Source organism: Xanthomonas sp. NCPPB 1132, from assembly GCF_056629235.1.
Genome location: NZ_CM152819.1, coordinates 2,563,693 through 2,589,373, shown reverse-complemented (window position 1 = coordinate 2,589,373; position 25,681 = coordinate 2,563,693). Strand labels below are relative to the sequence as shown.

23 protein-coding genes are annotated in these 25,681 nt (G+C 69.2%); 14 read left to right on the top strand and 9 right to left on the bottom strand.

Features of this window, described 5'->3' with window-relative positions:
• Positions 1-40 precede the first annotated feature (40 nt).
• The 3 genes from AC1G9L_RS10960 to infA all read left to right on the top strand — a co-directional run bounded on the left by AC1G9L_RS10960 (position 41) and on the right by infA (position 2,236).
• Complete coding sequence (locus AC1G9L_RS10960; RefSeq protein WP_481069024.1) at positions 41-1,165, top strand: GNAT family N-acetyltransferase; 1,125 nt, start codon at positions 41-43, stop codon at positions 1,163-1,165.
• A 22-nt stretch (positions 1,166-1,187) separates the two neighbouring features.
• Positions 1,188-1,925 (top strand): leucyl/phenylalanyl-tRNA--protein transferase, encoded by a 738-nt coding sequence (gene aat / locus AC1G9L_RS10955; protein ID WP_481069022.1) that lies wholly within the window; start codon positions 1,188-1,190, stop codon positions 1,923-1,925.
• 92 nt (positions 1,926-2,017) lie between these two features.
• Positions 2,018-2,236, top strand: coding sequence for a translation initiation factor IF-1 (gene infA / locus AC1G9L_RS10950; RefSeq protein ID WP_004425677.1), 219 nt, complete (start codon positions 2,018-2,020; stop codon positions 2,234-2,236).
• A 130-nt stretch (positions 2,237-2,366) separates the two neighbouring features.
• Here the strand turns inward: infA and clpA are convergent, their stop codons facing one another.
• Both clpA and clpS read right to left on the bottom strand, forming a co-directional pair.
• Positions 2,367-4,649 (bottom strand): ATP-dependent Clp protease ATP-binding subunit ClpA, encoded by a 2,283-nt coding sequence (gene clpA / locus AC1G9L_RS10945; protein ID WP_010341727.1) that lies wholly within the window; start codon positions 4,647-4,649, stop codon positions 2,367-2,369.
• Positions 4,650-4,772: 123 nt separating this feature from the next.
• A complete protein-coding gene (gene clpS / locus AC1G9L_RS10940; protein WP_010341728.1) occupies positions 4,773-5,093 on the bottom strand; it encodes an ATP-dependent Clp protease adapter ClpS in 321 nt (106 codons plus the stop codon).
• Between the two features lie 76 nt (positions 5,094-5,169).
• On the opposite strand from clpS, the gene AC1G9L_RS10935 reads away from it, so the two are divergent.
• From AC1G9L_RS10935 to AC1G9L_RS10910, 6 genes are all read left to right on the top strand, one after another.
• Positions 5,170-5,673, top strand: coding sequence for a hypothetical protein (locus AC1G9L_RS10935; RefSeq protein WP_019801425.1), 504 nt, complete (start codon positions 5,170-5,172; stop codon positions 5,671-5,673).
• Entirely contained in the window at positions 5,673-6,131 is a 459-nt protein-coding gene (locus AC1G9L_RS10930; RefSeq protein ID WP_010341730.1) for an NUDIX hydrolase, read from the top strand. Before AC1G9L_RS10935 ends, AC1G9L_RS10930 begins: the two co-directional genes overlap by 1 nt.
• Positions 6,128-7,270, top strand: coding sequence for a tRNA 2-thiouridine(34) synthase MnmA (mnmA, locus tag AC1G9L_RS10925; RefSeq protein WP_481069019.1), 1,143 nt, complete (start codon positions 6,128-6,130; stop codon positions 7,268-7,270). Before AC1G9L_RS10930 ends, mnmA begins: the two co-directional genes overlap by 4 nt.
• Positions 7,267-7,881 (top strand): high frequency lysogenization protein HflD, encoded by a 615-nt coding sequence (gene hflD / locus AC1G9L_RS10920; RefSeq protein ID WP_019801423.1) that lies wholly within the window; start codon positions 7,267-7,269, stop codon positions 7,879-7,881. Before mnmA ends, hflD begins: the two co-directional genes overlap by 4 nt.
• A 150-nt stretch (positions 7,882-8,031) precedes the next feature.
• Entirely contained in the window at positions 8,032-9,222 is a 1,191-nt protein-coding gene (locus AC1G9L_RS10915; protein WP_019801422.1) for a methyl-accepting chemotaxis protein, read from the top strand.
• 130 nt (positions 9,223-9,352) lie between these two features.
• Positions 9,353-9,652 (top strand): hypothetical protein, encoded by a 300-nt coding sequence (locus AC1G9L_RS10910; protein WP_371182188.1) that lies wholly within the window; start codon positions 9,353-9,355, stop codon positions 9,650-9,652.
• Positions 9,653-10,372: 720 nt separating this feature from the next.
• Here AC1G9L_RS10910 and AC1G9L_RS10905 read toward each other — a convergent pair.
• The 3 genes from AC1G9L_RS10905 to AC1G9L_RS10895 form a co-directional block, all read right to left on the bottom strand.
• Positions 10,373-11,692, bottom strand: coding sequence for an ABC transporter ATP-binding protein (locus tag AC1G9L_RS10905; protein WP_010341738.1), 1,320 nt, complete (start codon positions 11,690-11,692; stop codon positions 10,373-10,375).
• 16 nt (positions 11,693-11,708) lie between these two features.
• The gene (locus AC1G9L_RS10900; protein ID WP_481069016.1) at positions 11,709-13,466 is read right to left on the bottom strand and encodes an ABC transporter permease; all 1,758 of its coding nucleotides are present in this window, start codon (positions 13,464-13,466) and stop codon (positions 11,709-11,711) included.
• A gap of 525 nt (positions 13,467-13,991) precedes the next feature.
• On the bottom strand, positions 13,992-16,781 hold the full coding sequence (locus tag AC1G9L_RS10895; RefSeq protein ID WP_481069014.1) for a sensor domain-containing protein: 2,790 nt from the start codon (positions 16,779-16,781) through the stop codon (positions 13,992-13,994).
• Between the two features lie 163 nt (positions 16,782-16,944).
• Between AC1G9L_RS10895 and AC1G9L_RS10890 the strand changes: the two genes are divergently transcribed.
• Together AC1G9L_RS10890 and AC1G9L_RS10885 are read left to right on the top strand one after the other, a co-directional pair.
• Positions 16,945-19,047 (top strand): PAS domain-containing sensor histidine kinase, encoded by a 2,103-nt coding sequence (locus AC1G9L_RS10890; RefSeq protein WP_481069012.1) that lies wholly within the window; start codon positions 16,945-16,947, stop codon positions 19,045-19,047.
• A 4-nt stretch (positions 19,048-19,051) separates the two neighbouring features.
• Positions 19,052-20,776, top strand: coding sequence for an EAL domain-containing protein (locus AC1G9L_RS10885; RefSeq protein ID WP_010341742.1), 1,725 nt, complete (start codon positions 19,052-19,054; stop codon positions 20,774-20,776).
• 162 nt (positions 20,777-20,938) lie between these two features.
• On the opposite strand, the gene AC1G9L_RS10880 is transcribed toward AC1G9L_RS10885, so the two are convergent.
• The 4 genes from AC1G9L_RS10880 to flgA all read right to left on the bottom strand — a co-directional run bounded on the left by AC1G9L_RS10880 (position 20,939) and on the right by flgA (position 23,613).
• A complete protein-coding gene (locus AC1G9L_RS10880) occupies positions 20,939-22,159 on the bottom strand; it encodes an ATP-binding protein (protein WP_010341744.1) in 1,221 nt (406 codons plus the stop codon).
• An 84-nt stretch (positions 22,160-22,243) separates the two neighbouring features.
• The gene (locus AC1G9L_RS10875; RefSeq protein WP_019800978.1) at positions 22,244-22,588 is read right to left on the bottom strand and encodes a hypothetical protein; all 345 of its coding nucleotides are present in this window, start codon (positions 22,586-22,588) and stop codon (positions 22,244-22,246) included.
• Complete coding sequence (gene flgM / locus AC1G9L_RS10870; protein WP_010341747.1) at positions 22,585-22,902, bottom strand: flagellar biosynthesis anti-sigma factor FlgM; 318 nt, start codon at positions 22,900-22,902, stop codon at positions 22,585-22,587. The genes AC1G9L_RS10875 and flgM overlap by 4 nt, the downstream gene beginning before the upstream one ends.
• Before the next feature lie 66 nt (positions 22,903-22,968).
• Positions 22,969-23,613 (bottom strand): flagellar basal body P-ring formation chaperone FlgA, encoded by a 645-nt coding sequence (gene flgA, locus AC1G9L_RS10865; RefSeq protein ID WP_019800976.1) that lies wholly within the window; start codon positions 23,611-23,613, stop codon positions 22,969-22,971.
• Positions 23,614-23,726: 113 nt separating this feature from the next.
• Here flgA and AC1G9L_RS10860 point away from each other — a divergent pair, with 113 nt between their 5' ends.
• From AC1G9L_RS10860 to flgC, 3 genes are all read left to right on the top strand, one after another.
• A complete protein-coding gene (locus tag AC1G9L_RS10860; protein ID WP_160947292.1) occupies positions 23,727-24,677 on the top strand; it encodes a chemotaxis protein in 951 nt (316 codons plus the stop codon).
• Between the two features lie 157 nt (positions 24,678-24,834).
• Positions 24,835-25,233, top strand: a complete 399-nt coding sequence (flgB, locus tag AC1G9L_RS10855; RefSeq protein ID WP_019800421.1) for a flagellar basal body rod protein FlgB — start codon at positions 24,835-24,837, stop codon at positions 25,231-25,233.
• Between the two features lie 2 nt (positions 25,234-25,235).
• Positions 25,236-25,643, top strand: a complete 408-nt coding sequence (gene flgC, locus AC1G9L_RS10850) for a flagellar basal body rod protein FlgC (protein WP_019800422.1) — start codon at positions 25,236-25,238, stop codon at positions 25,641-25,643.
• The last annotated feature ends 38 nt before the right edge of the window (positions 25,644-25,681 follow it).

The window sequence follows — 25,681 nt, the reverse complement described above, 5'->3', positions numbered from 1 at the left end:
CCGGCGGTCGGGTCGCCTTTCTGCTGCGGCGGCCGGGGCGATGAGCCGGATCCGCTGGCTGCGCCAGCTCGACACGGTCGCCGCCGCCGACTGGGACGCCCTGCACGACGGCCACAATCCGTTCGTGGCCCACGCCTTCCTGGCCGGCCTGGAGCAGCACGGCTGCCTGCGCCCGGCCTGGGGCTGGAGTCCGCTGCATCTCACCGTGTGGGATGGCGAGGCCCTGGTCGCGGCGGCGCCCGGCTACGTCAAAAGCAACTCGCACGGCGAATTCGTGTTCGACCACGCCTGGGCGCATGCCTACGCGCGCTATGGCCAGGACTATTTCCCCAAGTGGCTGTGCGCGGTGCCGTACTCGCCGGTCACCGGACCGCGGCTGCTGGCGCGCGATCCGGCGGCGCAGCAGGAACTGCTCGCGGCCATGCAGGCGCTGACCGAGCGCACCGGCCTGTCCTCGGCCCACGTCAACTTCCACCGTGCCGACGAGGACGCCGCGTTCGGCGCCGACTGGCTGGAACGCAACGACGTGCAGTACCAGTGGCACAACGAGGCCGGCTGGACCGGCTTCGACGACTACCTGGGCGCGATGGACCACAAGCACCGCAAGAACATCCGCCAGGAGCGGGCCAAGGTGCAGCGCGCCGGCATCGGCTTCCGCGTGCTGCACGGCGACGAGGCCAGCGCCGCCGACCTGCAGGCGATGTACGGGTTCTACCTGCGCACCTTCGACGACTACGGCAATTCCCCGGCGTTGACCCTGGACTTCTTCTCGCATCTTGCGCAAACGATGCCGCGCAACCTGCTGATCTTCCTCGCAATGCATGAGGGCCTGCCGGTGGCCGGGGCATTCTGCCTGCGCGGCGGCGACACCCTGTACGGCCGTTACTGGGGCGGCGATGCCCTGCCCGGCTTGCACTTCGAGACCTGCTACTACCAGGGCATCGAGTACTGCCTGCGCGAGGGCCTGACCCGCTTCGAGCCGGGCGCGCAGGGCCAGCACAAGATCGCCCGTGGGTTCCTGCCGCGGCTGGTGCGCAGCCGCCACTGGATCGCCGATCCCGGCTTCCGCGTGCCGCTGGCCGAGTGGTGCGCGCAGGAGCGCGCCGAGGTGCGTCAGCACGCCGCGGCACTGCAGCGCCACTCGCCGTTCCGCCACGACGCCTGAGGCATCGGCTACGCTGCCGGCGATGCTTCGTCTCCCCGCCCTGCTCGCGGCCGATCCCGCCGCCCCGTTCCCGCCGCCGTCCAGCGCCCTGCGCGAGCCGGACGGGCTGCTCGCGATCGGCGGCGACCTGTCGCCGACCCGCCTGCTCGCCGCCTATGCGCAGGGCATCTTCCCCTGGTACTCCGACGGCGAGCCGATCCTGTGGTGGAGCCCGGACCCGCGTACTGTGTTCCGCAGCGACGGCGTGCGCCTGTCCTCGCGCTTCCGCCGCAGCCTGCGGCGCTCGCCGTGGACGGTGCGCGCCGACACCGCCTTCGCCGCCGTCATCTACGCCTGCGCGCAACTCCCGCGCCGCGGTCAGGACGGCACCTGGATCACCGCAGCGATGCGCGCCGCCTACCTGGCACTGCACCAGGCCGGCCACGCGCATTCGGTGGAAGTGTTCGACGGCGACGAGCTGGTCGGTGGCATCTACGGCGTGGCGCGCGGGCGCGTGTTCTTCGGCGAGAGCATGTTCAGCGCCCGCAGCGGCGGCTCCAAGGTGGCGCTGGCGGCGCTGGCGCGGCGCCTGCACGGCTGGGGCTGGCCGCTGATCGACGCGCAGGTGGAGAACGACCATCTGCTGAGCCTGGGCGCCGAGCGCTGGCCGCGCCCGCGCTTCCTGGAGGCCATCGCCCCGCTGGTGGCGGCACCGGCCGAGATCGGGCCTTGGACGTCGCAGTTCGGCACCCTGGCGGCCGCGGAACTGGCCCAGGGCTGAGCGGGATTAACGCAAACTTTGCATGGCGCGGCGCAGGCGAGTAAAATCCTCGCTCTTCAGGCCTTTGGCCGTTCCGAATCGCACAGGATTACATGTCGAAAGACGACTCCATCGAATTCGAAGGCACCGTCAGCGAGACGTTGCCCAATACCACGTTCCGGGTCAAGCTGGAAAACGGGCACGAAATCATCGCCCACATCTCCGGCCGCATGCGCAAGAACTACATCCGCATCCTGACCGGCGACCGGGTGAAGGTCGAAATGACTCCGTACGACCTGACCAAGGGTCGCATCACCTACCGCATGAAGTAATCCGCCACGGGCGGACATGAAGAAGGCGGCCACTGGCCGCCTTTCGCGTCTGCAACGGTGGAACGACGGTGACCTCGCCAGGCGGCTGCAGCCTCTGCAGCCGCCTTTCGTCCTGCCTGTCGGCCCGGCCTCAGTCCACCGTGGCCGGCAGCAGGCGCTCCGGCTCGGCCTGGGTCTCCACCACCAGCTCGCCGTCGCGCACGTCGATGGTGACGCGGCCGCCGTTGACCAGCTTGCCGAACAGCAGTTCGTCGGCCAGCGGGCGCTTGACCTTGTCCTGGATCACCCGCGCCATCGGCCGCGCGCCCATCAGCGGGTCGAAGCCGTGCTGGGCCAGCCAGTCGCGCGCGGTCGGGGTCGCCGACAGCGACACGTGCTTCTCCTGCAGCAACATCTCCAGCTCGATCACGAACTTGTCGACCACGCGCAGGATGTGGCTGAAGGCCAGCGGCTGGAACTGCACCACCGCGTCCAGGCGGTTGCGGAACTCCGGGGTGAAGCTGCGACGGATGATCTCCATCGCGTCGGTGGAGTGGTCCTGCTGGGTGAAACCGATCGAGCGCCGCGAGGCCTGGGTGGCACCGGCATTGGTGGTCATCACCAGGATCACGTTCTTGAAGTTGGCCTCGCGCCCGTTGGTGTCGGTGAGCACGCCGCGGTCCATGACCTGCAGCAGGATGTTGAAGATGTCCGGATGCGCCTTCTCCACCTCGTCCAGCAGCAGCACACAGTGCGGCGTCTTGACGATCTTCTCGGTCAACAGGCCGCCCTGGTCGAAGCCGACGTAGCCCGGGGGCGCACCGATCAGGCGGCTGATCGAATGCGGCTCCATGTACTCGGACATGTCGAAACGCACCAGTTCGATGCCCAGCTGCAGCGCCAGCTGCTTGGTGACCTCGGTCTTGCCCACGCCGGTGGGGCCGGCAAACAGGAAGTTGCCGATCGGCTTTTCCGGATTGCCCAGGCCCGAGCGCGCCAGCTTGATCGACGAGGACAGCGTCTCGATCGCCGGATCCTGGCCGAAGATCACCATCTTCAGGTTGCGCTCCAGGTGCTGCAGCACGTCCTTGTCGGTGGCGCTGACCTGCTTGGCCGGGATCCGCGCCATCTTGGCGACGATGGTCTCGATCTCCTCGATGTCGATCAGTTCCTTGCGCTGGCCTTCCGGCAGCAGCCGCTGGCGCGCGCCGGCCTCGTCGATCACGTCGATCGCCTTGTCCGGCAGAAGCCGGTCGCCGATGTGCTTGACCGACAGGTCCACCGCCGCCTGCAGCGCGTCGTCGGCGTAGGTCACGCCGTGGTGCGCCTCGTACTTGGGCTTGAGGCCCTGCAGGATCTCGAAGGTCTCGCCCACGGTCGGCTCGACGATGTCGATCTTCTGGAAGCGCCGCGCCAGGGCGCGGTCCTTCTCGAAGATGCCGCGGTACTCCTGGAACGTGGTCGAGCCGATGCAGCGCAGCTCGCCCGAGGACAGCGCCGGCTTGATCAGGTTGGACGCGTCCATGGTGCCGCCGGAGGCGGAACCGGCACCGATGATGGTGTGGATCTCGTCGATGAACAGCACTGCGTTGGGCACCTTCTTCAGCGAGGTCAGCACGCCCTTCAGGCGCTTCTCGAAGTCGCCGCGGTACTTGGTGCCGGCGACCAGCGCGCCCAGGTCGAGCGAGAAGATCACCGCGTCGGCCAGCACCTCGGGCACGCTGCCCTCGACGATGCGCTTGGCCAGGCCCTCGGCGATGGCGGTCTTGCCGACGCCGGCCTCGCCCACGTACAGCGGGTTGTTCTTGCGGCGGCGGCACAGCACCTGGATGGTGCGCTCGATCTCGTCGGCGCGGCCCACCAGCGGGTCGATGCGGCCGTTGCGGGCCTGTTCGTTCAGGTTGGTGGCGTACTCGGCCAGGGCATCGCCCTTCGGTTCGCCCTCACCTGCCTCGCCCTTGGGCTCGCCATCGCTCGGCGCGGCCTGCTCGCCGTCCTCGCCCATCTTGGCGATGCCATGGGACAGGTAATTGACGATGTCCAGGCGGGTGATGTCCTGCTGATTCAGGAAATACACCGCATGCGAGTCCTTCTCGCCGAAGATCGCCACCAGCACGTTGGCGCCGCTGACCTCCTTCTTGCCCGAGGACTGAACGTGGTAGACCGCCCGCTGCAGCACCCGCTGGAAGCCAAGGGTGGGCTGGGTGTCGCGGCCGTCGTCCTCGGCCAACCGGGCCACCGAGGCTTCGATGGCCTGTTCCAGGTCGCTGCGCAGGCGGTCGACGTCGGCGCCGCAGGCCTTGAGCACGGCCTGGGCGGAGGGATTGTCGAGCAGCGCCAACAGCAGGTGCTCCACCGTCATGAACTCATGACGTGCTTCCCTGGCGCGCTTGTAGCACTGGCCGATGGTCTGCTCGAGATCTTTGCTGAACATGGTGTACTCCGACGTCTGTTGCCGACAATATGTGGCTTGAGTTGCGAATTTCCACAACCCTATCGGATCAGTGTGTTCACACCGCGTTAGTCCGGGCAAACCGGTGACCGACGCCTCCCACTATCAGGCTTTTTCCATCGTGCACAACAGGGGGTGCTGGTTCATCCGCGAGAACTCGTTCACCTGAGCCACCTTGGATTCAGCCACCTCGCGGGTATAGACCCCGCAGACGCCGCGGCCGCGGGTATGCACGTGCAGCATCACCTGGGTGGCGCGCTCCAGGTCCAGGGAGAAGAACTGCTGCAACACGGTCACCACGAAGTCCATCGGGGTGTAGTCATCGTTCAGCAGCAGCACCTGATACATGGGCGGGCGGGCGACTTCCGGCTTGCCGGTCTCCACCATGACGCCATGATCGTGCTCGGGGGAATTCTTGCGGGGCATCCGCCCATTATATACGGGGCCCGCCGGCCGGGATTGGACGATCGCCGGCCCTGCCCGCACAATTCCCCTCCTTTCGATGGCGCTGCGCATGCATTCGACGATGTTCCCCAAGGTTCCGCTGCTCGCCGCACTGCTCGCCGCCGCCCTGCCGGCGGCCGCCGAGCCGCCGGATGCGGCGCTGGGCAAGCGGCTGCAGGCGCTGGGCTACGACGTGCAGGCCGACCAGGACGGCGACTACCAGGTGCTGTTCGGCCTGCGCGACCACGGGCAGGAGCGCAAGCAGCTCACCTACGTGCGCTCGCCGGTCGAGACCTTCGGCAGCTACCGCATCCGCGAGGTCTGGTCGCCGGCCTACCAGGCGCAGGGCGACAGCCTGCCCGCCAAGGTCGCCAACCGGCTGCTGGAAGACGCGCAGTCGGACATCCTCGGCGGCTGGGTGCGCCAGGGCGGTACCGCCGTGTTCGTGGTCAAGCTGCCCGCCGATGCCGACGATACGGCGCTGCGCGAGGCGCTGGAGGCCGCCGCGCGCGGCGCCGACGCGATGGACGCCGAACTCAACGGCGGCAAGGATCTGTTCTGATGACGGCGATCGCCGAGCCCTGGCAGCCGGATGTGACCGTGGCCACGGTGGTGGTGCGCGATGGGCGGCTGCTGCAGGTCGAGGAAGCGATCGCCGGTGCGCTGGTGCTGAACCAGCCGGCCGGTCACCTCGAACCGGACGAGAGCCTGATCGAGGCCGCGGTGCGCGAAACGCTGGAGGAAACCGGCTGGCAGGTGCAGCCGACCGCCTTCATCGGCGCCTACCAGTGGAAGGCCGACAACGGCCGCCACTACCTGCGCTTCGCTTTCGCCGCCGACCCGGTCGCGCACGATGCGCAGCGGCCGCTGGACACCGGCATCGTGCGCGCGCTGTGGATGACCCCGGCCGAGTTGGAGGCCGCCGCGCCGCGCTGGCGCAGCCCGCTGGTGTGGCAGGTGGTGGCCGACTACCTGGCCGGGCGCCGCTACCCGCTGGACCTGTTGCGGCAGGTGGCATGAGCGGCGCAGCGGTCATGGTCGGGGTTTCCGGCGGCGTGGATTCGTCGGTGGCGGCCTGGCAACTGGTCCAGCAGGGCGCGGCGGTGTCCGGTCTGTTCATGCAGAACTGGGCCGACGACGGCAGCGGCGACTGCCGCGCCGACGACGACCGCCGCGATGCGGTGGCGGTGTGCGGGCGGCTCGGCATCCCGTTCCATTTCCGCGATTTCTCGCAGGAATACTGGCAAGGCGTGTTCGCGCACTTCCTGGCCGAGTACGCCGCCGGGCGCACGCCCAATCCGGACGTGCTGTGCAACCGCGAGGTCAAGTTCAAGCATTTTCTGGACGCGGCGCGGGAACTCGGCGCCGAGCGCATCGCCACCGGCCACTACGCGCGGGTGGACTGCGTCGGCGGCCGCTGGCGGCTGCTGCGCGGGCTGGACCGCAACAAGGACCAGAGCTATTTCCTGCACCAGCTGGGCCAGGCGCAACTGGCCGCGACCCTGTTCCCGGTCGGCGAACTGCCCAAGGAGCAGGTGCGCCGCATCGCCCGCGAGGCCGGCCTGCCGACCCACGCCAAGAAGGATTCCACCGGCATCTGCTTCATCGGCGAACGCGATTTCCGCGAGTTCCTGGGCCGCTACCTGCCGGCCCGGCGCGGCGAGATCCGCGACCCGCACGAGCAGGTCGTGGCCGAGCACCCGGGGGTGTTCTACTTCACCCTCGGCCAGCGCGAGGGCCTGAACATCGGCGGGGTGCGCGGGCGTGCCGCGGCGCCGTGGTACGTGGTCGGCAAGGACGTCGCCCGCAACGTGCTGTACGTCGATCAGGACCGCGACAGCCCCTACCTGATGGCCACCTGGCTGCAGTCCGAGACCGCCCACTGGATCGCCGGCGCGCCGCCGGCAGGGCGCTTCGACTGCACCGCGCAGACCCGCTACCGCCAGGCCGACGAGCCCTGCACGGTCGAGGTCGGCGACGATGGCACCCTCTCGGTCCGCTTCGCGCGCCCGCAACGCGCCGTCACCCCCGGGCAGTCGCTGGTGCTGTACCAGGGCGAGCAATGCCTGGGCGGCGCCGTGATCGCCACCACCGATGCCCCGCTGGAGCGCCGCCTGGCGCAGCAGGCCCCCGCCGTACACGAGGACTCCATTCGATGACCGATTCCATGGACGCGCGCATGCTGGCGCTGGCGGGCCTGGCCCAGGCCCTGCAGCAGGTGCGGCGCATCGCCGAGACCGGCCAGTCGGAGGCGTCGCTGGTGCGCACCCTGCTCGACAGCGTGTTCCGCATCGACGCGCCCAGCCCCGAAGCGGTCTACGGCCGCCGCGCCGACCTGGCGCCGGGCCTGCGCCTGCTGCACAACTACTTCCGCAACCAGGGCCAGGACGAAGTGCTGCCGCGGCTGGCGATGGCGGTGATCCAGCTGGAGCGGCGCTTCGCCGGCGATGCCGAGACCGACGCCAAGGTCGACGCCGGCCTGGCGCGGATCGCGCCTCTGCTGGAGCGCCATGGCGACAGCACCCACCCGGAGGTGATCATCGCGCTGGGCCAGCTCTATGCCGACACCATCAGCCACCTGCGCCCGCGGGTGATGGTGCAAGGCAATCCGCATTACCTGGGCCAGGCCGGGGTGGTGGCGGAGATTCGCGCCCTGCTGCTGGCAGCGGTGCGCGCAGCGGTGCTGTGGCGGCAGATGGGCGGCAGCCTGTGGGACTTCCTGCTGGCCAAGCGGCGCATGCGCGAGACCGTGGACCGCGCGCTGCGCTGAGCACGGAGGCGGACGGCGCGGGCCGCCCCGCGCCCGTTCTGCGACGCCGATCCTGCGAAAGGACGCAGGTTTCGACGATCCGGCGATGACGCTGCTAAAGACCCGGGGGGGACGGCCGATACAGCAATCGTGAATCTGCCGAGAACTTCCATGTACTCACGCCTCCTGATCCGTCTGGCCGCCCCGCTCGCCCTGACGCTGCTGTTCCCCATCGCCACCGGTTTCGACTGGCCGGCCCCGGTCCGTTGGGCCATCCTCACCACCATGACGCTGAGCTGGCTCGGCTTTGCCGGCTGGACCGCGTACAGCCAGAGCCGGCGCTCGCCGGAGCAGGCCAAGGTCATGCGCGAGCAGGACCACCTGCTGACCGAGCTGCGCAGCTTCGTCGGCAACGAGATCGAGGGCTCCCGCTCCGAGATCGAACGCGCCCGCGAACTGATCCGCCAGGCGGTCAGCGGCCTGGGTGGCAGCTTCGAGGCGATGAACCGCAAGTCGCGGCAGCAGAGCGTGGCGCTGGCCCGCATCGTCGACCGCGCCGGCGAAGACGGCGGCGCCGGGGTGGACGTGGCCCGCTTCGCCCAGCATGCCAGCCAGCGCATGGAGCAGCTGGTCGAGGCGCTGGAACAGGTCAGCGGCCAGAGCAGCACCACGGTGCACTACATCGACGACATGTCCCAGCACCTGGACGGCATCTTCGCCCTGCTGGAGGACGTCAAGTCGATCGCCGACCAGACCAACCTGCTGGCGCTGAACGCGGCGATCGAAGCGGCGCGCGCCGGTGAGGCAGGCCGCGGCTTCGCGGTGGTGGCCGACGAGGTGCGCAACCTGTCCGAGCGCTCGACCACCTTCAACGAGCAGATCCGCAAGCTGGCGCACAGCTCCAAGGACGCCATCGCCAAGGTCCGCGAGACGGTCTCGAACATGGCCTCGCGCGACATGGACCGCTCCCGCGAGGCGCGGGCCGAGGCTGCGGCGATGCTGGACAACGTGGCCGCGATCAACCACTCGCTGGGCGACGGCATGCGCGAGATCTCCGAATGCGGCCGCGCCATCGACAGCAGCGTCGCCGAAGCGGTGCGCGCCCTGCAGTTCGAGGACATCGCGACCCAGGCCCTGGGCGGCGTGCACACCCACCTGGACCGCCTTACCGCGATCAACCGCGAGGCCGTGGCGCTGCAGGAACTGCTGCATCGCAATGGCGGCGTGTTCGACCACGAACTGCTCGACGCCCTGCAGCGGGTCGGCAACCGCCTGCGCGACATGCGCGTGGAGTGGGAGCGTCCGCCGCACAAGCCGGTGGCGCAGCAGAGCATGGGTGCCGGCACGGTCGAGTTGTTCTAAGTCCGTCTTGTCGCGCTCCACGCCATGAACCGACGAGTCCCCGGCCCCTGCCGGGGCTTGTCGTCTCTGCCCTTCCCGTCCGGCCCCGTCGATGTCGATGCATCTCCAGTCCCTGTCCCGAGTTGCGGCCATGTCCTGCGATGAAAGCAGCAGTGTGCACGTGCCTGCGTCCGAGCCGGTGGCCGATCCCGGCATCCGGCCGGCGGCAGCACCGCGCCAGCCCGGCCACGCCCTGCGACGGCTGGAGACGCTGGCCCAGGCCGAATTGCGGCAATTGCTGCTCGCGCGCGCGCCGGCACCGCAGGACGCGCGCATCGCCGACCCGGTCTGGGCCGGCCTGGCCTGGGACATGGGCCTGAACGGCAGCGCGGTCGCCGCGGCTGGTACGCCGGCGCCGCTGGTGCACTTCCCGCTCTACGACGGCGACTGAGTCGACGCGGCGTTGGCGATTGCTGTTGCGGGCGGCGAGTGGAGCCTTATGTGGGCATTGCGTTCAGCACGTCGCCAAACGTTTTGTCTCAGCTAGTTATTCTCGATTTCGCTTGCCGCATAAGACCGAGAGGGACGAGACAACCATGCGCGTCCCGCATCCGTAGGAGCGGCTTCAGCCGCGACGGATGGTCTCGGCAATGCTTCGTCGCGGCTGAAGCCGCTCCTACGAGGCGATGGCTAATCTCGCTAAAACACGGCAAAAGGCAGCGATGCGCAATGCCGTTCGGTCGCGAAAAGCGAGCGACACATGCCTGGCCGGCCGCATGCAGTCGGGACTGAAGTCCCTCCACAACGACTCCGATCGAATCGCGACATCGTTGCTGGAAAGGCGCATTCGGCGGCGAGCTACGACACATTGACCGATCGACGTCGCATCCAGGCGCGCGCCTGAACCCTTCTCCCGATCGCAAGCGCCCGGCCGCGGGGAAGCGTCACTGTGGGAGCGACTTCAGTCGCGACGCGCGATGCCGTCCGGCGCTTCGATGCGCCTGCAGTCGGGACTGAAGTATCTCCCACAACGACTCCGATCGGATCGCGACATCGTTGCTGCAAAGGGCATTGGGCGGCGAGCAAGGCCGTGCCTGACGCCGTTCCTGCAATGTTGGCCGTCCTGTCGCGGCTGAAGCCGCTCCTACGCGCGGCTGTACAGCTCGCTTGATCAGCTCGGATTCTCCAGCGAGAACAGGTCTGCCTGCTTGTCGTAGGCGAAGTACTCGGCGTAGCGCGCCCAGCTGGTGACCGCCTGGACCGTCTCCGCCGCATAGGCCTCGGACATGTGGTCTTCCAGTTCGTCGCGAAAACGGCGCGCCGGTGCGTGATGCGCCGGGCGTTCGTCGAGGACGCGGCGGATGTGCGCGGCCAGCGGCACGTAGGTGGCCAGGTGCTGGGCGAACAGCTGCTTGCGCGCGTCGGTGCCAAGTTCGGCGAAGCGCTGCCCGGCTGGGGTCAGTTGCAGGTCGCCCTGTTCGAAGACGGCGAAGCGCAGCAGTTGCAGGGTCTCGGCGATCGGGAACAGTTCGTCCACTTCCAGCTGCAGGCCGGCCGCCAGCGGCGGCAGGTCGGCGCGGCCGTGGTAGGGCTCGGCCGCCACCGCCTCGATCAGGCCGGCCAGCAGGTTGCTCGACACGCGCGGCAGGACCATGGCGATGCCGCTGCCCGGGAACACGCCTTCGCGGGTCTGCGGCCGCTGGGGGCTGGCGGTCATGCGCGCGTAGATGTCGTCGACCAGGGCGCGGAACGCCGGCGCCAGACGGTTGCGCGGCTGCGGCAGGGTCACCTCGATCTCGCCGATCACCCGCCCCGGATTGGCGCCGAAGATGACGATGCGGTCGCACATCAGCACTGCCTCCTCGATGTTGTGGGTGACCATCAGGATCGATTCGATCGGCATGCGCCCTTCCGACCACAGGTCCAGCAGGTCGGTGCGCAGGGTCTCGGCGGTCAGCACATCCAGCGCCGAGAACGGCTCGTCCATCAGCAGCAGCTTCGGCCGCACCACCAGCGCCCGCGCCAGGCCCACGCGCTGGCGCATGCCGCCGGACAGTTCCTTCGGGTAGGCGCCCTCGTAACCGTCCAGGCCGATCAGGTCGATCGCCGCCAGGGCACGCCGGCGGCGTTCGTCGGCGGCCACGCCACGCGCTTCCAGGCCCACTTCCACGTTCTGCAGCACGGTCAGCCACGGGAACAGGGCGAAGCTCTGGAACACCATGGCGATGTCGTCGGCGACCTGGCCGGGCGCGGCGTCGCGGAAGGCGATGCTGCCGGCGCTGGGCTGCAGCAGCCCGGCGATGGCACGCAGCAGGGTCGACTTGCCCGAGCCGGAGCGCCCGAGCAGGCCGACGATCTGCCCCGAGTGCAGGGTCAGGTCGACATCCTCCAGCACCACCAGCGGCGTCGCCCCACCCTTGTCGTAGGTCTTGCGCACGCCCTGCACGCGGACCAGCGGGGCGCGCTCGGGCACGCTTGCGGAATAGCTCATGGTCGGTCTCCAGGAATCAGTCGAAACGCAGGCGGCGTTCGGCGAACACGTACAGGCGTCGCCAGACCGCGCGGTTGAAGAGGGTCACGAACAGCGACATCACCGCCACACCGAGCAGGACCCGCGGGCCATCGCCGGCGGCGGTGGCGCGGGCGATGTAGGCGCCCAGGCCGTAGGCCTGTACCTGGGTGTGGCCCCAACTGGCCAGCTCGGCCACGATGCTGGCATTCCAGGAGCCGCCCGACGCGGTCAGCGCGCCGGTGATGTAGTACGGGAAGATGCCGGGCAGGATCACCCGCCGCCACCAGGTCCACGAACGCAGGTGGTAGATGGTCGCGGCCTCGCGCAGATCCGTGGGGAACGCGCTGGCGCCGGCGATCACGTTGAACAGGATGTACCACTGGGTGCCGAGGATCATCAGCGGCGACAGCCAGATGTTGGGATCGGCTCCGGTGCTGACGATGGCCAGCACCGCGAACGGGAACAGCACGTTGGCCGGGAACGCGGCCAGGAACTGCGCCAGCGGCTGCACCCGTTGCGCCACCTTCGGCCGCAGCCCGATCCACACGCCGATCGGCACCCACACCAGGCTGGCCAGGGCAATCAGCACCACCACCCGCAGCAGCGTGGCCAGGCCACCGCCGAAGGCCTCGGCCAGGTCGTGCAGGCCCAGGTGGCGGCGGCCGTAGTCGTAGGCGAACCAGGCCGCGGCTGCGCCGGCCAGCGCCAGCGCCGCGCTCCACAGCCGGTCGCCCCACACCCCGCTGCGGCCGGGTGCCTGCGGGGCGGGCAGCAGTTGCGGCTGGCGCCGCGGCGTCCAGCGCACCAGCATGGCGCGCTGCCAGACCCAGGCCAGCGGCGCGACCAGGCGCTTGGCCAGACGCGTGCGCCGCAGCAGGTCGTACAGCCACGACTGCGGCTTGTCCTGCGAGGCGGTCAGTTCGGCGCGGAACTTGTCCGACCAGGCCACGATCGGGCGGAACAGCAACTGGTCGTACAGCGCGATCAGCACCGCCATCGCCACCACCGCCCAGCCGACCGCGGCGAAGTTGCGCTGGGCGATCGCAAGCGCCAGATACGAGCCGATGCCGGGCAGCTCCAGGGTGTGGTCGCCGACGCTGATCGCCTCGGAGGCGACCACGAAGAACCAGCCGCCGGACATGGACATCATCATGTTCCAGATCAGCGAGGGCGTGGCGTACGGCGCCTCCAGCCGCCAGAAGCGCTGCCAGGCGCTGAGCCCGAAGCCGCGCGACACCTCGTCCAGGTCGCGCGGCACGTTGCGCAGCGACTGATAGAACGAGAACGCCATGTTCCAGGCCTGGCTGGTGAAGATGGCGAAGATCGAGGCCAGCTCGGCACCGATCTGCCGACCGGGGAACAGGCCCAGGAAGAAGGTGACGGTGAAGGTGAGAAAGCCCAGCACCGGCACCGACTGCAGGATGTCCAGCGCCGGCACGATCACCCGCTCGGCGCGGCGGCTCTTGGCGGCCAGGGTCGCCACCACGAAGGTGAACACCAGCGAGGCGGCCATCGCCGCGAACATGCGCAAGGTGGTGCGCAGGCCGTATTCGGGCAATTGCCACAGGTCCAGCGACACCGCATCGGTGCCGGCCGGCGGCAACGGCGCGCGCATGTCGGCAGCGCCGTGCAGCAGCAGCGCCCCCAGCCCCAGCAGCAGCGCGAACACCGCCAGGTCGTGCAGGTTGGGCAGCACGCCGGGGCGTGCGGCGAGCTGTCCGGGCGCGGTGCGGTCGCGAGCGAATGGCAGCATGGGAAGATCCGGCAGGAGCGGCAGCGGGCGCCGCAGGAAAAAGGACGCTGGCGCGGGTCGCGGAGCGGACCGCCCAGTGTGACCGGGGAAGATGTACGGCGTGCGTCAGCCGCTGCCGGCTGCGCGGGCGTCGCCAGGCAATGTGGCGCAGGCAGGACGTCGCCACCGCGCGCGGCTGGGCCGCGATGTCAGGTGGATCGGGAACGATGGCGATGGCAGGCGCATGGACGGCTCCGACGACGGGCAACGCCAGGGGCTACGCTCGGAGTCCTCGCGGATCGGGCTTGCGCACTTTCGGAATCAAGGCCAGCGCCGCAAGGGGCTGGCGAACGATCCCGTCCTGAGCGGACGGGACCCATCTGGGACGACCCAGACCGTGGCGGTCCTGTCAGCTCTGTCGCTGCAGCGTCGGTCTAGGATGACTGTCCAAGGAAGGTGGCCTCTGGCCGGGAAACGATGGGCGCGCGCAGTATAGCCAGCTGCTGCGCCGCCGCAAGTCGGCACGGCGCACGCAGCGCCGCGCATTCACTGCGCAGCCAGCACCAGCCGTGGATGCGTGGCCGGCGCCACCTGCTGGCGCGCGCGCAACCAGGCGGCCAGCTCGCGCGGCGGCAACGGCCGCGCGTGCAGATAGCCCTGGATCTCGTCGCAGCCCTGCTCGCGCAGCAGCGCCTCTTCCTGCACCGTCTCCACGCCCTCGGCCACCACCTGCATGCCGAGCGCGTGGCCGAGCTGCACGATCGCCTGGGTGACCTTGGCGGTGCCGCTGTCGTGCAGCATGTCCTGCACGAAGCTGCGGTCGATCTTCAGGCGCTGCACCGGGAAGCGGTTGAGGTAATGCAGGTTGGAGAAGCCGGTGCCGAAATCGTCGACCGCCAGCAGCACGCCTTCCTGTTCGAACAGTTCGAAGCAACGGCGCAGCGACTCGCTGTCGCGGATCAGCGCCGATTCGGTCAGTTCCAGTTCCAGCCGCTTCGGCGACCAGCCGTTGCGCTGGCACAGCTCGATCACCCGCTCGGCGAAGCCGCGGTCGCGCAACTGCATCGCCGAAACGTTCACCGAGACCCGGTCGAAGCTCAGCCCCGCCGCATCCCAGGCCGCGGCCTGGCGGCAGGCCTCGCCGATCACCCAGTCGCCCAGGCGCACGATCTCGCCGCATTCCTCGGCGATGGGAATGAACTCGGCCGGGTTGCAGTGGCCATGGCCGGGGCGGTGCCAGCGCAGCAGCGCTTCCACCGCCGGGGCGCGCTCGCCCGCCGCATGCACCAGCGGCTGGTACACCAGCGAGAACTCCTCGCGGTCCAGCGCGCCGTGCAGCGCATGCTCGATCTCCAGGCGCCGCTGCGCGCGCAGCAGCACGTCCTGGCTGTAGTAGTGGCAGGTGTTGCGCCCTGACTCCTTGGCCGCGTACATCGCCGCATCGGCCGCGCGCAGCAGGCCGTCGAAGTCCTGGCGCCCCTCCTCCATCAGCGCGATGCCGATGCTGGCGCCGATCTTGATCACGTTCTCGCCGCTGTGCAGCGGCTCGGCCAGCGCCGCGATCAGCTTGCGCGCCACGTGCCCGGCGTCGCCCGGCTCGGCGAGGTCGCGCAGCACCACCACGAACTCGTCGCCGCTGAAACGGCCGAACAGGTCGCTGGTACGCAGTTGCTGATGCATGCGGGTGGCCGCCAGCTTCAGCAGTGCGTCGCCGGTGGCGTGGCCGAAGGAATCGTTGATGCTCTTGAAGCCGTCCAGGTCGACGAACAGCATCGCCAGCGTGGTGCCGCGCTCCACCGCCTCGTGCATCGCCTTCTCGGCCTGCTCGCGCAGCAGTTGCCGGTTCGGCAGGCCGGTCAGCAGGTCGTAGTGGGCCAGCAGCTCGATGCGCTCGCTGGCCTCGCGTTCGCGGGTGATGTCGCGGAACAGCACCACGAAGCGCGGCGGCAGGCCGTCGCGTTCGTCCAGCTCGATCAGCACCTGCACCCAGATGCGCTGCCCGGAGGGCCGGTGGAAGCACAGGTCCAGTTGCTCGGGCAGGCCGCCTTCGGCGATGCGCACCAGCGCCGACTCGAAGGCATCGCGCGAGTCCTGGGTGTACAGCGCCAGTGCGTGGTCCAGATCGATGGCCTCCTTGCGCAGGCCATGGATGCGGTAGCACTCCTCGGTCCACTGCATGCGCCGAGTGCCGACCTCGATCTCGCAGCCGCCGATCTTGCCCAGTGCCGAGACCCGGTTGAGCAGTTCGGTGCGCCAGCGGATCAGCGCGTCGGTCTGGCGCTGTTCGGTGATGTTCTGCACCTGGCCGAGCACGCGCTGGATGCGGCCGTCGGCCTCCACCTGCGGCTGCGCCCACACCCGCAGGTGCAACGGCGACTCGCCGCCGCGCACCAGCTCGACCTCGAAGTTGGCCGGCTTGGCCTCGCGCGCCATGCGCCGCCATACCGAGATCAGCTGCGCCATCGAATCGCGGCTGAGCAGGCGCAGCCAGCCGCGGCTGCTCGGCGCCTGCTGTTCGTCCAGGCCGGTGACGCGCAGGAACTCGCGCGAGCACCACACCCGGTCGCGCAGCGGGTCCCAGGACCAGTTGCCCATGCGGGTCATGCGCTGCGCCTCGCGCAGCAGGGTCTGCTGGTCGCGCAGGCGCTGCTCGAGCAGCTTCTGCTCGTGGATGTCGGTGTGCGTGCCGATCATGCGCAGCGGGCTGCCGTCGGCGGTGCGCGCCACGATGCGGCCGCGGTCCAGGATCCAGTGCCATTGCCCGTCCTGCCGGCGCAGGCGGAACTCGCACATGTAGGTTTCGGTGCGGCCCTCGAAATGCGCGCGGATCGCCTGGCGCAGGCGCTCCTGGTCGTCGCCGTGGACCAGCGGCAGCAGCGCGTTCAGGCCGTCGGCCGGGGCATCGCCCGCGTAGCCGAGCATCCGCTTCCAGCGCTCGGAGCGGAAGATGGTGTCGCTGGGGATGTCCCAGTCCCACAGGCCGTGCTCGGCGCTGTCCAGGGCGATCTCCCAGCGGGTGGCGCCGTCGCTGCCGACCGGTTCGGGCACGCTGAGGGTATAGGCCAGCAGGCCGCCGCCATCGTCGCGCACCGCGCGCAGCCAGCCGTCCAGGCGCCGCCCGGCGGTGCCGGGCAAGGCGCAGGCGAGCATGGTCTCGCCGCCGAGCAGGCGCTCGCGGGCCGCACGCAACAGCTCGGCATACGCCTCCACGGTGCGCGGCAGCTCCAGTGCCTGCGCTGCCCGGTTCGCCGCCAGCGGCCTGCCATCGGCGTCCAACAGGACGAGCGCCGAGGTGAGCGGGTGCTGCAGCAAGCTTGCGATGACTCCTTGATCCACGCCGAGATACTCCGTTTCGCCGCCCTGAAGGCCAGCGGTCGAAGGTGATAACGGCACCCGGAGGCATTAATTGAGCGCCGGCAGCGCCCGGCGATGGGCCGCGGCGGCCGTCAGCGGCTAAGATGTCCGCCGGACACGGACCACCGCAGCAGGCTGCCGGGGCATGCAACCACAACGCGACAGTTCCCTGCCCACCCAGGCGACCTCCGGCATGCGCCTGGCGCAGCGCCTGGACCGCGGCATCTGGCGGGTGGTGCTGCTGTATGTCCTGCTGGGGCTGGCGCTGTCGATTGGCAGCGATCTGGTTCTGGCGCATTTCGTAGACGATCCCCGCACGTTGATCGTCCTGCAGCTGGCCAACGACGCCTTGTTCCTGGCCCTGACCGCAGTCGCCCTGTACTACCTGCTGCGCCCATTGGTGCGCGCCGCGGTGCAGGCGCACACCCGGCTGGCGCTGTCGGAGGCCGGCTACCGGCAGATGTTCCACGCCAATCCCAGCCCGATGCTGGTCTACGACCTGGAAAGCCTGCGCATCCTCGACGTGAACCCCGCCGCGGTCGCTTTCTTAGGCTGGTCGCACGACGAGTTCGTCGGCCTGGAGCTGGCCCGGCTGTGGCCGCCCAGCGCCAGCGCCCGCCTGGCCGAGGTGATCGAGACGATCCGCCAGACCCCGTCCAAGACCTGCGTGGTGGCCGAGCCGCTGCGCCTGCGCGACGGCACCCAGTGCATGGCCGAGGCGCGCAGCACCAGCCTGGACTACCACGGCCGACAGGCGCGGCTGGTGGTCATCAGCGACCGCAGCGCCGAGTACGACGCGCAGCGCCGCCGCGACCAGGCCCTGCAGCATCTGCAGGAGGCGCAGTCGATCGCGCGGCTGGGCTCCTGGCAACTGGACCGGGCCAGCGGCCTAGGCAGCTATTCCGAGCAGGTCTACCGCATGCTCGGCCGGCGCGTGCCGGACCAGCCGCGCCAGCACCGCCTGGAAGAACTGCTGGTCCCGCCCGATGTGGCCTCGCAGGCGCGCATCCAGCGGGTGATCGAGGATCTGTGCGGCAGCGCGCCGCTGCAACTGGACATGCTGCTGCCGGTGCTGGCCGCCGATGGCCAGGCGCGCATGCTGCACCTGCGCGCCGAATCGGCCAGCGATGACGAAGGCGGCGCCTGCGTGCACGGCACCCTGCAGGACGTGACCGAGCACGAGCGCTCGCGGCGCCTGCTGCACGAGCGCGAGGAGCAGTTCCGCGAACTGGTGCGGGTGCTGCCGGATGGCGTGGCGATCCTGCACCAGGAGCACGTGCTGTACGCCAACGCCGCCTGCGCCGGGCAGTTCGGCTTCGAGGGCGAGAACCTGCTAGGCGAGCCGCTGCAGGGCCTGGTCGACAGCGCCGATCTGGCGCTGGTGCGGCAGCGGATGGGCACGGCGGGCGCCAAGGGGGAACGCGGCGCCACCGCGCGCATGTGCCGCCGCGACGGCTCGCTGTTCCATGCCGGGCTGTCGTTCGGCAACGTCCGCTACAGCGGCCGCGACTGCAAACTGATGATCGTGCGCGACCTCAGCGAACCGGAGCGCATGCGCGACGCACTGGCGCAGAGCAACCGCGAGCTGCAGGCGATGGCGCGGCGCCTGTTCTCGCTGCAGGAAGACGAGCGCCGGGCGATCTCGCGCGATCTGCACGACGACATCGGCCAGGCGATCACCGCGATGAAGCTGTCCGCGCATGCGGCGCTGGACGAGACCGACGCCGAGCGCCGCCGCGAGGACCTGAGCGAGATCGTGCAGCTGGCCGACAGCAGCATCACCAAGCTGCGCAACCTCTCCACCCTGCTGCGTCCGCCGCAACTGGACGCGCTGGGCCTGGAGGCGGCGCTGCGCTGGCAGGCCGGCATGCTGTTCCGCGCCTCGCCGGTGCGCCTGCAACTGGACATCGCCGCCCTGCCCGAGCGCCCCAGCGGCGAGGTCGAGCAGGCCTGTTTCCGCATCGCCCAGGAGAGCCTGACCAACGTGCTGCGCCATGCCAGCGCCGGCGAGGTGCGGATGACCCTCGGCGACGAGGAACGCCAGCGCCTGCGCCTGGAGGTGGTCGACGACGGCGACGGCTTCGATCCGGCCGGGCCACGCGGCCTGGGCCTGATCGTGATGCGCGAGCGCGCGCAGAGCGCCGGCGGTACCCTGCAGATCGACACCGCCCCCGGCGCCGGCACCCGGGTGACGCTGTGCCTGCCCTACACCACCGCGGCACCGCCGTCGCCCCCGCCTGGAACCTGAGCCGATGTGGAATCCCGCCAGCGCCGTACCCGTGGACGACGAACTGCCGTCGCGCCTGGGTGCGGGCCATCCCGCCCTGACCGGCATGATCGCCGAGGCGCTCGCCGGCGGGCCGGGGGTGATGTTGCTGCACATCGACATCGACCACTTCGCTTCGATCAACGAGAACATGAGTCCGGAGGTCGGCGACCAGGCGCTGGCGCTGCTGGCGCACCGGCTGCAGGCGCACCTGCGCGGCCGCGGCCTGCTGTGGCGCCACGGCAGCGACGAACTGGTGATGGCGGTACCGCGCACCGCCGACGTGCCGCCGCCGGAAGCCTTCGCCGAGGAGATCCGGCAGCAGATCGAACTGCCGCTGTCGGTGCTGCCGTACACCCTGTTCATGACCGGCAAGATCGGCGTGAGCCTGTGCCCGGAACATTCCACGCGCCTGTCGACCCTGCTCGACTTCGCCGAGGACGCGGTCTACCAGGCCGCGCGCGAAGGCGGCAACCTGGTGCGCCTGTACGCCGCCGACGGCCCGCCCAGCGCGCACAGCGAGAGCATCATCTCGCGGCAGATCGTCGACGCCATCCCCAACGGCGAGCTGCGTCTGCGCTACCAGCCGATGGTCAGCGCCCGCGACGGCCGTGTGGTGGGCATGGAATCGCTGCTGCGCTGGCAGTCGCCAACCCTGGGCATCCTGGTGCCGGAGCGCTTCATGCGCACCGCCGAGCGCCTGGGCGTGATCGTGCAGATCGGCACCTGGGTGATGGAAGGCGCGCTGCGCCAGGCGCGGCTGTGGCGCGACCAGGGCTTCGACGACTTCACCATCGCGGTCAACGTTTCCACCCTGCAGCTACTGCGCCCGACCTTCTTCAACGAAGTGATGTCGGCGCTGCAGGCGGCCGGGGTGCCGCCGCAGATGGTGGTGCTGGAGATCAACGAGAGCGCGCTGACCAACAACGTCAACTTCGTCCACGAAACCCTGGCCAATCTCTGCCGCGAAGGCATCAGCCTGAGTCTGGACAACTTCGGCACCGGCGATTCCAGCCTCAGCGCGCTGGTGCGCTACCCGGTGGACAAGCTGAAGATCGACCGCAGCTTCATCAAGAGCGCGCCGGCTGGCAACCGCGAGGCGGCGATCGCCCGCGCGATCATCGCCATGGGCCACCAGCTGGGCATGGTGGTGATCGCCAACGGCGTCGAGTCGCAGGCGCAGCTCGGCTTCCTGCGTCGCAACGATTGCGACATCTTCCAGGGCTACCTGTTCGGCGAACCGATGTCGGCCGAAGCCGCCGGCATGGCCCTGCGCCGGCGCTACCTGCGCCCGGAATCGTTCACCGAGACCCGCCCGGACCGCACCCTGCTGCTGCTCGACGACGAAGAGAACGTGCTGCGCTCGCTGGTGCGCCTGTTCCGCCGCGACGGCTACCGCATCCTCGCCGCCGGCAACGTCCGCGACGCCTTCGACCTGCTCGCCACCAACGACGTGCAGGTGATCCTGTCCGACCAGCGCATGTCCGACATGAGCGGCACCGAGTTCCTGGGCCGGGTGAAGATGCTCTACCCCGACACCATCCGCCTGGTCCTGTCCGGCTACACCGACCTGGCCACCGTCACCGACGCGATCAACCGCGGCGCGATCTACCGCTTCCTGACCAAGCCCTGGAACGACGACGAACTGCGCGAACACATCCGCCAGGCCTTCCGCACCCACGACGAACAGCGGCGGGATGCGGGGCCCTGAGGGGCTGGGAATCGGGAACGGGGAATCGGGAATGGGAAAAGCCGCATCGCGGCTTTTCATTTTTCATATCAGATCATTGATGCAAAATCGGGTACGCGGAAATCGAATAGCGGCAGTGCTGCCCGCTTTTCCGATTCTCCATTCCCGATTCCCCATTCCCAGCTACTTCGGCTGCCTAACCGGAATCACGATCCGGAACGTCGAGCCCTCGCCCACGACGCTGCTCACGTCGATGCGGCCGTGGTGCTTGTTGATGATGCCGTAGGAGATCGACAGGCCCAGGCCAGTGCCGCTGCCGACCGGCTTGGTGGTGAAGAACGGGTCGAAGATGCGCTGCAGCAGGTCTGCCGCAATGCCGGCGCCGGAGTCCTTGAACTCGATCCACACCTCTTCGCCGTCCTGGCCGGTGCTGACCACGATGGTGCCGCGCTCGCCGATCGCCTGGCCGGCATTGAGCAGCAGGTTCATGTACACCTGGTTGAGCTCGGACGGCAGGCACTCCACCAGCGGCAGGTTGCCGTAGTGGCGTTCCAGGGTGACCTTGTACTTGAGCTCGTTCCAGATGATGTTGATCGTCGATTCCAGGCCCGAGTGCAGATCCACCAGCTTCCACGACTCCTCGCGGCCGGAATAGGAGAAGTCCTTCAGGTCGCGGACGATGCGGGTGACCCGCTCGATGCCTTCGCGCGACTCGGCCATCAGTTGCGGCAGGTCGCGGCTGATGAAGTCGATGTCGAAGCGGTTGCGGATGTCGTCGATTTCCGGGATCAGCGCCTTCGGATCCGGCGCGCGCAGGGCGCGCTCGTAGGCCTCGATCAGGGTGAACAGGCTGCGCAGATATTCCTGCAGGCTGCCCAGATTGGAATGGACGTAGCCGATCGGGTTGTTGATCTCGTGGGCGACGCCGGCGGCGAGCTGGCCGATCGAAGCCATCTTCTCCGACTGCAGCAGTTTTTCCTGGGCGCCGTTGAGGCGCAGGTAGGCCTGGCGCAGTTCGGCGTGGCGCTGCTGCAGTTCCTGTTCGTAGTCCTGCTGGCCTTCGATGCCCTGGATCAGCATCAGGTAATGGCCGCCGTCCGCATCGGCATGAAAGTAAAGATGCGCCAGCACCACGTGCTGTTCGGTCGGCAGGCTGCCGCTCCAGCGGCCGCTGCTGCGCGCCTGCGACAGCGCATCGCCCGGCAGCCATTGCGCCAGGTGCGCGGCCAGGCCGCCGGTGTCGGCGCCGGACAGATGGCGGCGTGCGGCGCTGTTGGTCAGCAGCAACTGGCCGTCGGCGCGGAACAGCACCACGCCTTCGTACAACAGTTCGCTGAGGGCGAGCAGGCTCTCGCGCGCGGGCAGGACAAGTGCTGCGTTGGGATTGATTTCGGCGAAATTCACAACAGGCCGTGGGCGATCGATGGATGCCCAATATACGCCGTTGCCGCCGGCGGATGCGCGCCCCGCACCGGGACGCGATGCGGCTTACGCGATCGCCAGGGGACGCTGGGCGAGCGGCGTGCTGGACTGGCCGTTGGCGTCGTAGGACGAGGCGCTCTCACTGCGGCCGAGGTGGCGCAGCGCCCAGTTGACCTCGCGCCGGCGCCGCGACAGCAGCGCGCCGTTGGCGCGGTTGGCGTCAGCGAGTTCGCGCAGCCGCAGTTCGGCTTCGGCGCCGGCAGGCACGTCGGCCTCCAGGGCGCGCAGTGCCGCCAGCTTGGCGCTGGTCGCCTGCATGAGGCCTTCCACGTTGTGATCCAACAACGCCTGGCGCTCGCCGGCGAGCGCGTCGCTGAGCTGCTGCAGGGGGTTGGTCACCGACGTGTTCATGCGCTGAGTTGCCGATCCATGTCGATCATGCGGCTGGCGATCGCGTCGGGGTTGATCTTGTAGCTGCCGTTCTGCAGCGACGAGCGCACGGCCTCCACGCGGCTGCTGTCCACCGCCGGAGCGGCCGAGAGCTGGCGTTGCAGGGTCTGCAGGCCGGAGGCCTCGCCGGTCAGGCGCAGGCTGTCGGTGGCTGCGGCCGCACCGACCGCACGGTCCTTGCCTTCCTCGGACGCGCCGGAGGCGGCCTTGGTCGAGACGGACGAGGTGCGAAGGGTGGCCGGGCTCGGCAAATTCCCTTCAATTTTCTGTGTCATGGCGGAAATCCTGTTACGGGTTCGGTGTAGGTAACGGCACAGCGTCGGAGAACTTTAGCCGGATTCTTAGCGCGTCACTAAAACGTCGCCGTTTTGTGACACAGTTCCCTGAACGATGCGCTTGGACGACAGGTTTTCGACGGTCACCCGCTCGTTTTCGCCCGCATCGCCCAATGCACGGCCGGACATGCGCACTTCCAGGCCACCGCTGCGTGCCACCAGCGCCACATTGTCGCCGCGCCTCACCAGCCGCGGCGCGACCAGGTCGGTGGCGGACAACAAGGTGCCGGCCGGCAGGGTTCGCCGCACCACCTTGCCGATCGCCGCCTCCGGCTCGGTCATCGCGGCGCCGACGATGCGCGCCGCGTCGCGCTTCTCGGGGACGATATCGGCCGCGCCGATGGTTTCTCCAGCGGACAGGCCGCGCGCCAGCACCAGGACATGCTGCATGCGCCGCACCTTGACCGGCACGAACAGCCGCCACCCGGTATCGCGCGGGCAGCTCACCTCCACGGTGGTGGTCCCGGTCGGCTGGGCCTGCAACGGCACCGGGCACAGCGGCACCCGGACCGACGGGTCCAGGGTCGCCTCGGCATCGGCGTCGGGCCCGGCCAGGGACAGCGCCGCGGCACGGATCGAATCCACCGACTGGAAGTCCGCGGCCCAGGCCGGCGTCGCCGCCAGCAGGACCAGCAATAGGATCGGGCGCATCGCCGTCTCTCTCGGAAAGGTCGCCGACACCATGCAAAGGCCGTGCCGCAAACCGAACGTCCAATGCGGGACGCGCCCTCAAGTTCCGCCGCGAGGGCGCCGATATGAACGCCATGAGTCATGACCTTCTCAACCGAATCGACCAGCGCACCCGCTTGGCGGGCCACAACCGGCTTGCCCTGCTGCTGTTCCGGCTGGGCGGTCGTCAGCTTTTTGGCGTGAACGTCTTCAAGGTGCAGGAAGTGCTGCGCCGGCCGGAGTTGTTCCAGGTGCCGGGGCTGCCGCTGCAATTCTCCGGTGTCGCCGACGTGCGCGGGCGCTCGGTGCCGGTGCTCGACCTGGGCCTGGCCATCGGCCACCCGGAACGCGAGCCGAACGCGGACACCGCGCCAGGCTATCTGGTGGTGACCGAGTTCAACCGCTCGGTGCAGGGCTTCCTGGTCAGCGGCGTGGAGCGCATCGTCAACATCGCGGTGGAGGACATCCATCCGCCGCCGGAACTGGGCGCCGAGTCCAGCTACCTGACCGCGGTGACCCGCTTCCAGGGCGAGCTGATCCAGGTGATCGACGTGGAAAGCGTGCTGGCCGACATCGCCCAGACCCGGGTCGAGGCCAACCTGGACCCGTCGCTGGCGCTCACCGGCCCGCAGCTGCAGGTGCTGGTGGTCGACGACTCGCGGGTGGCGCGGCAGCAGATCCGCAGCGTGCTGGACCAGCTCGGGGTCGCAGCGACCCTGCTCTCGGACGGTCGCCAGGCGCTGGACCATCTCTTGCAGATCCACGCCGCCGGCGAGAATCCGGCCGAGCGCTACGCCATGGTGATCTCCGACATCGAGATGCCGGCGATGGATGGCTACACGCTGACGACGGAAATTCGCCGCCATGCCGGCCTGTCCGGCCTGTACGTGCTGTTGCACACCTCGCTGTCGGGCGTGTTCAACAACGCGATGGTCGAACGCGTGGGCGCCAACGCCTTCGTCGCCAAGTACAGCCCCAACGAGCTGGCCGAGTACGTGCTGGCCCGGTTGCGGGTGGTGGCCGCGGCCGCGCAAGCGGCCGCCTGACCCGGGCGCCGCGCCTGGCTGCGCGGCCTGCCTGACGTTCTAATGGAGCGCGGGCGCTCCCCGCCTCCCGAGGCAACCCTCTGATCTCACGGGCCTTGCGCCCAGCTTTGGCACGCGCCTTGCCTGTGGTTTCGGCAACGAACCGCGGGATCGTGCCATGTCCAATCCGATCACAGGCTATTTCGGCGTCCACGGCGACGCCCTGCCGCTGCGCGAGCAGCGCATGAAGCTGATCGCCAGCAACCTCAGCAACGTCGACACGCCCGGGTACAAGGCCCAGGACCTGGACTTCGATGCCGCGATGCGCGCGGCCCAGGGACAGCGCGAGGGCACCCAACTCGCGGTGGACGACAGCCGCCACATCGCCGTCGGCGGCGATGGGCTGAACCCGTTCCAGGTCACCCGGGCCGCCAGCCAGCCGAGCATGGACGGCAACACCGTCGATCCGGACGCCGAACGCGCCGCCTACGGTCGCGCCGCGCTGGAGTACCGCGCGTCGCTGAGCTTCATCGAGTCCAAGGTGCGCACCATGCTCACCGCGATCACGGGCCAATAAGCATGAGCAATCTGCCGATCTTCGACGTCGCCGGCTCCGCGCTGCAGGCGCAGTCGGTGCGCATGAGCACCATCGCCAGCAACCTGTCCAATGCCGATTCGGTGGCCGGTTCGGCGGAGGCGGCCTACAAGCCGATTGAGCCGATCTTCCAGGCGGTGCGCAACCCGCACGACAGCAGCCTGACCTCGGTCAACGTCAAGGAAATCGCGACGACCAACGCGCCGCCGATCAAGCGCTACGAACCCGGCCATCCGCTTGCCGATTCCGACGGCTACATCTATTCGCCCGATGTGGATCCGGTCTCGCAGATGGTCAACCTGATCTCCGCCTCGCGCAATTACCAGGCCGGCGTGGAGGTCCTCAACACCGCCAAGGAACTGGCGCTGGCCACTCTGACCATGGGCCGCTGATCCGCCATCCCTCCGCCGCGTCACGTCCCAGGACCGCT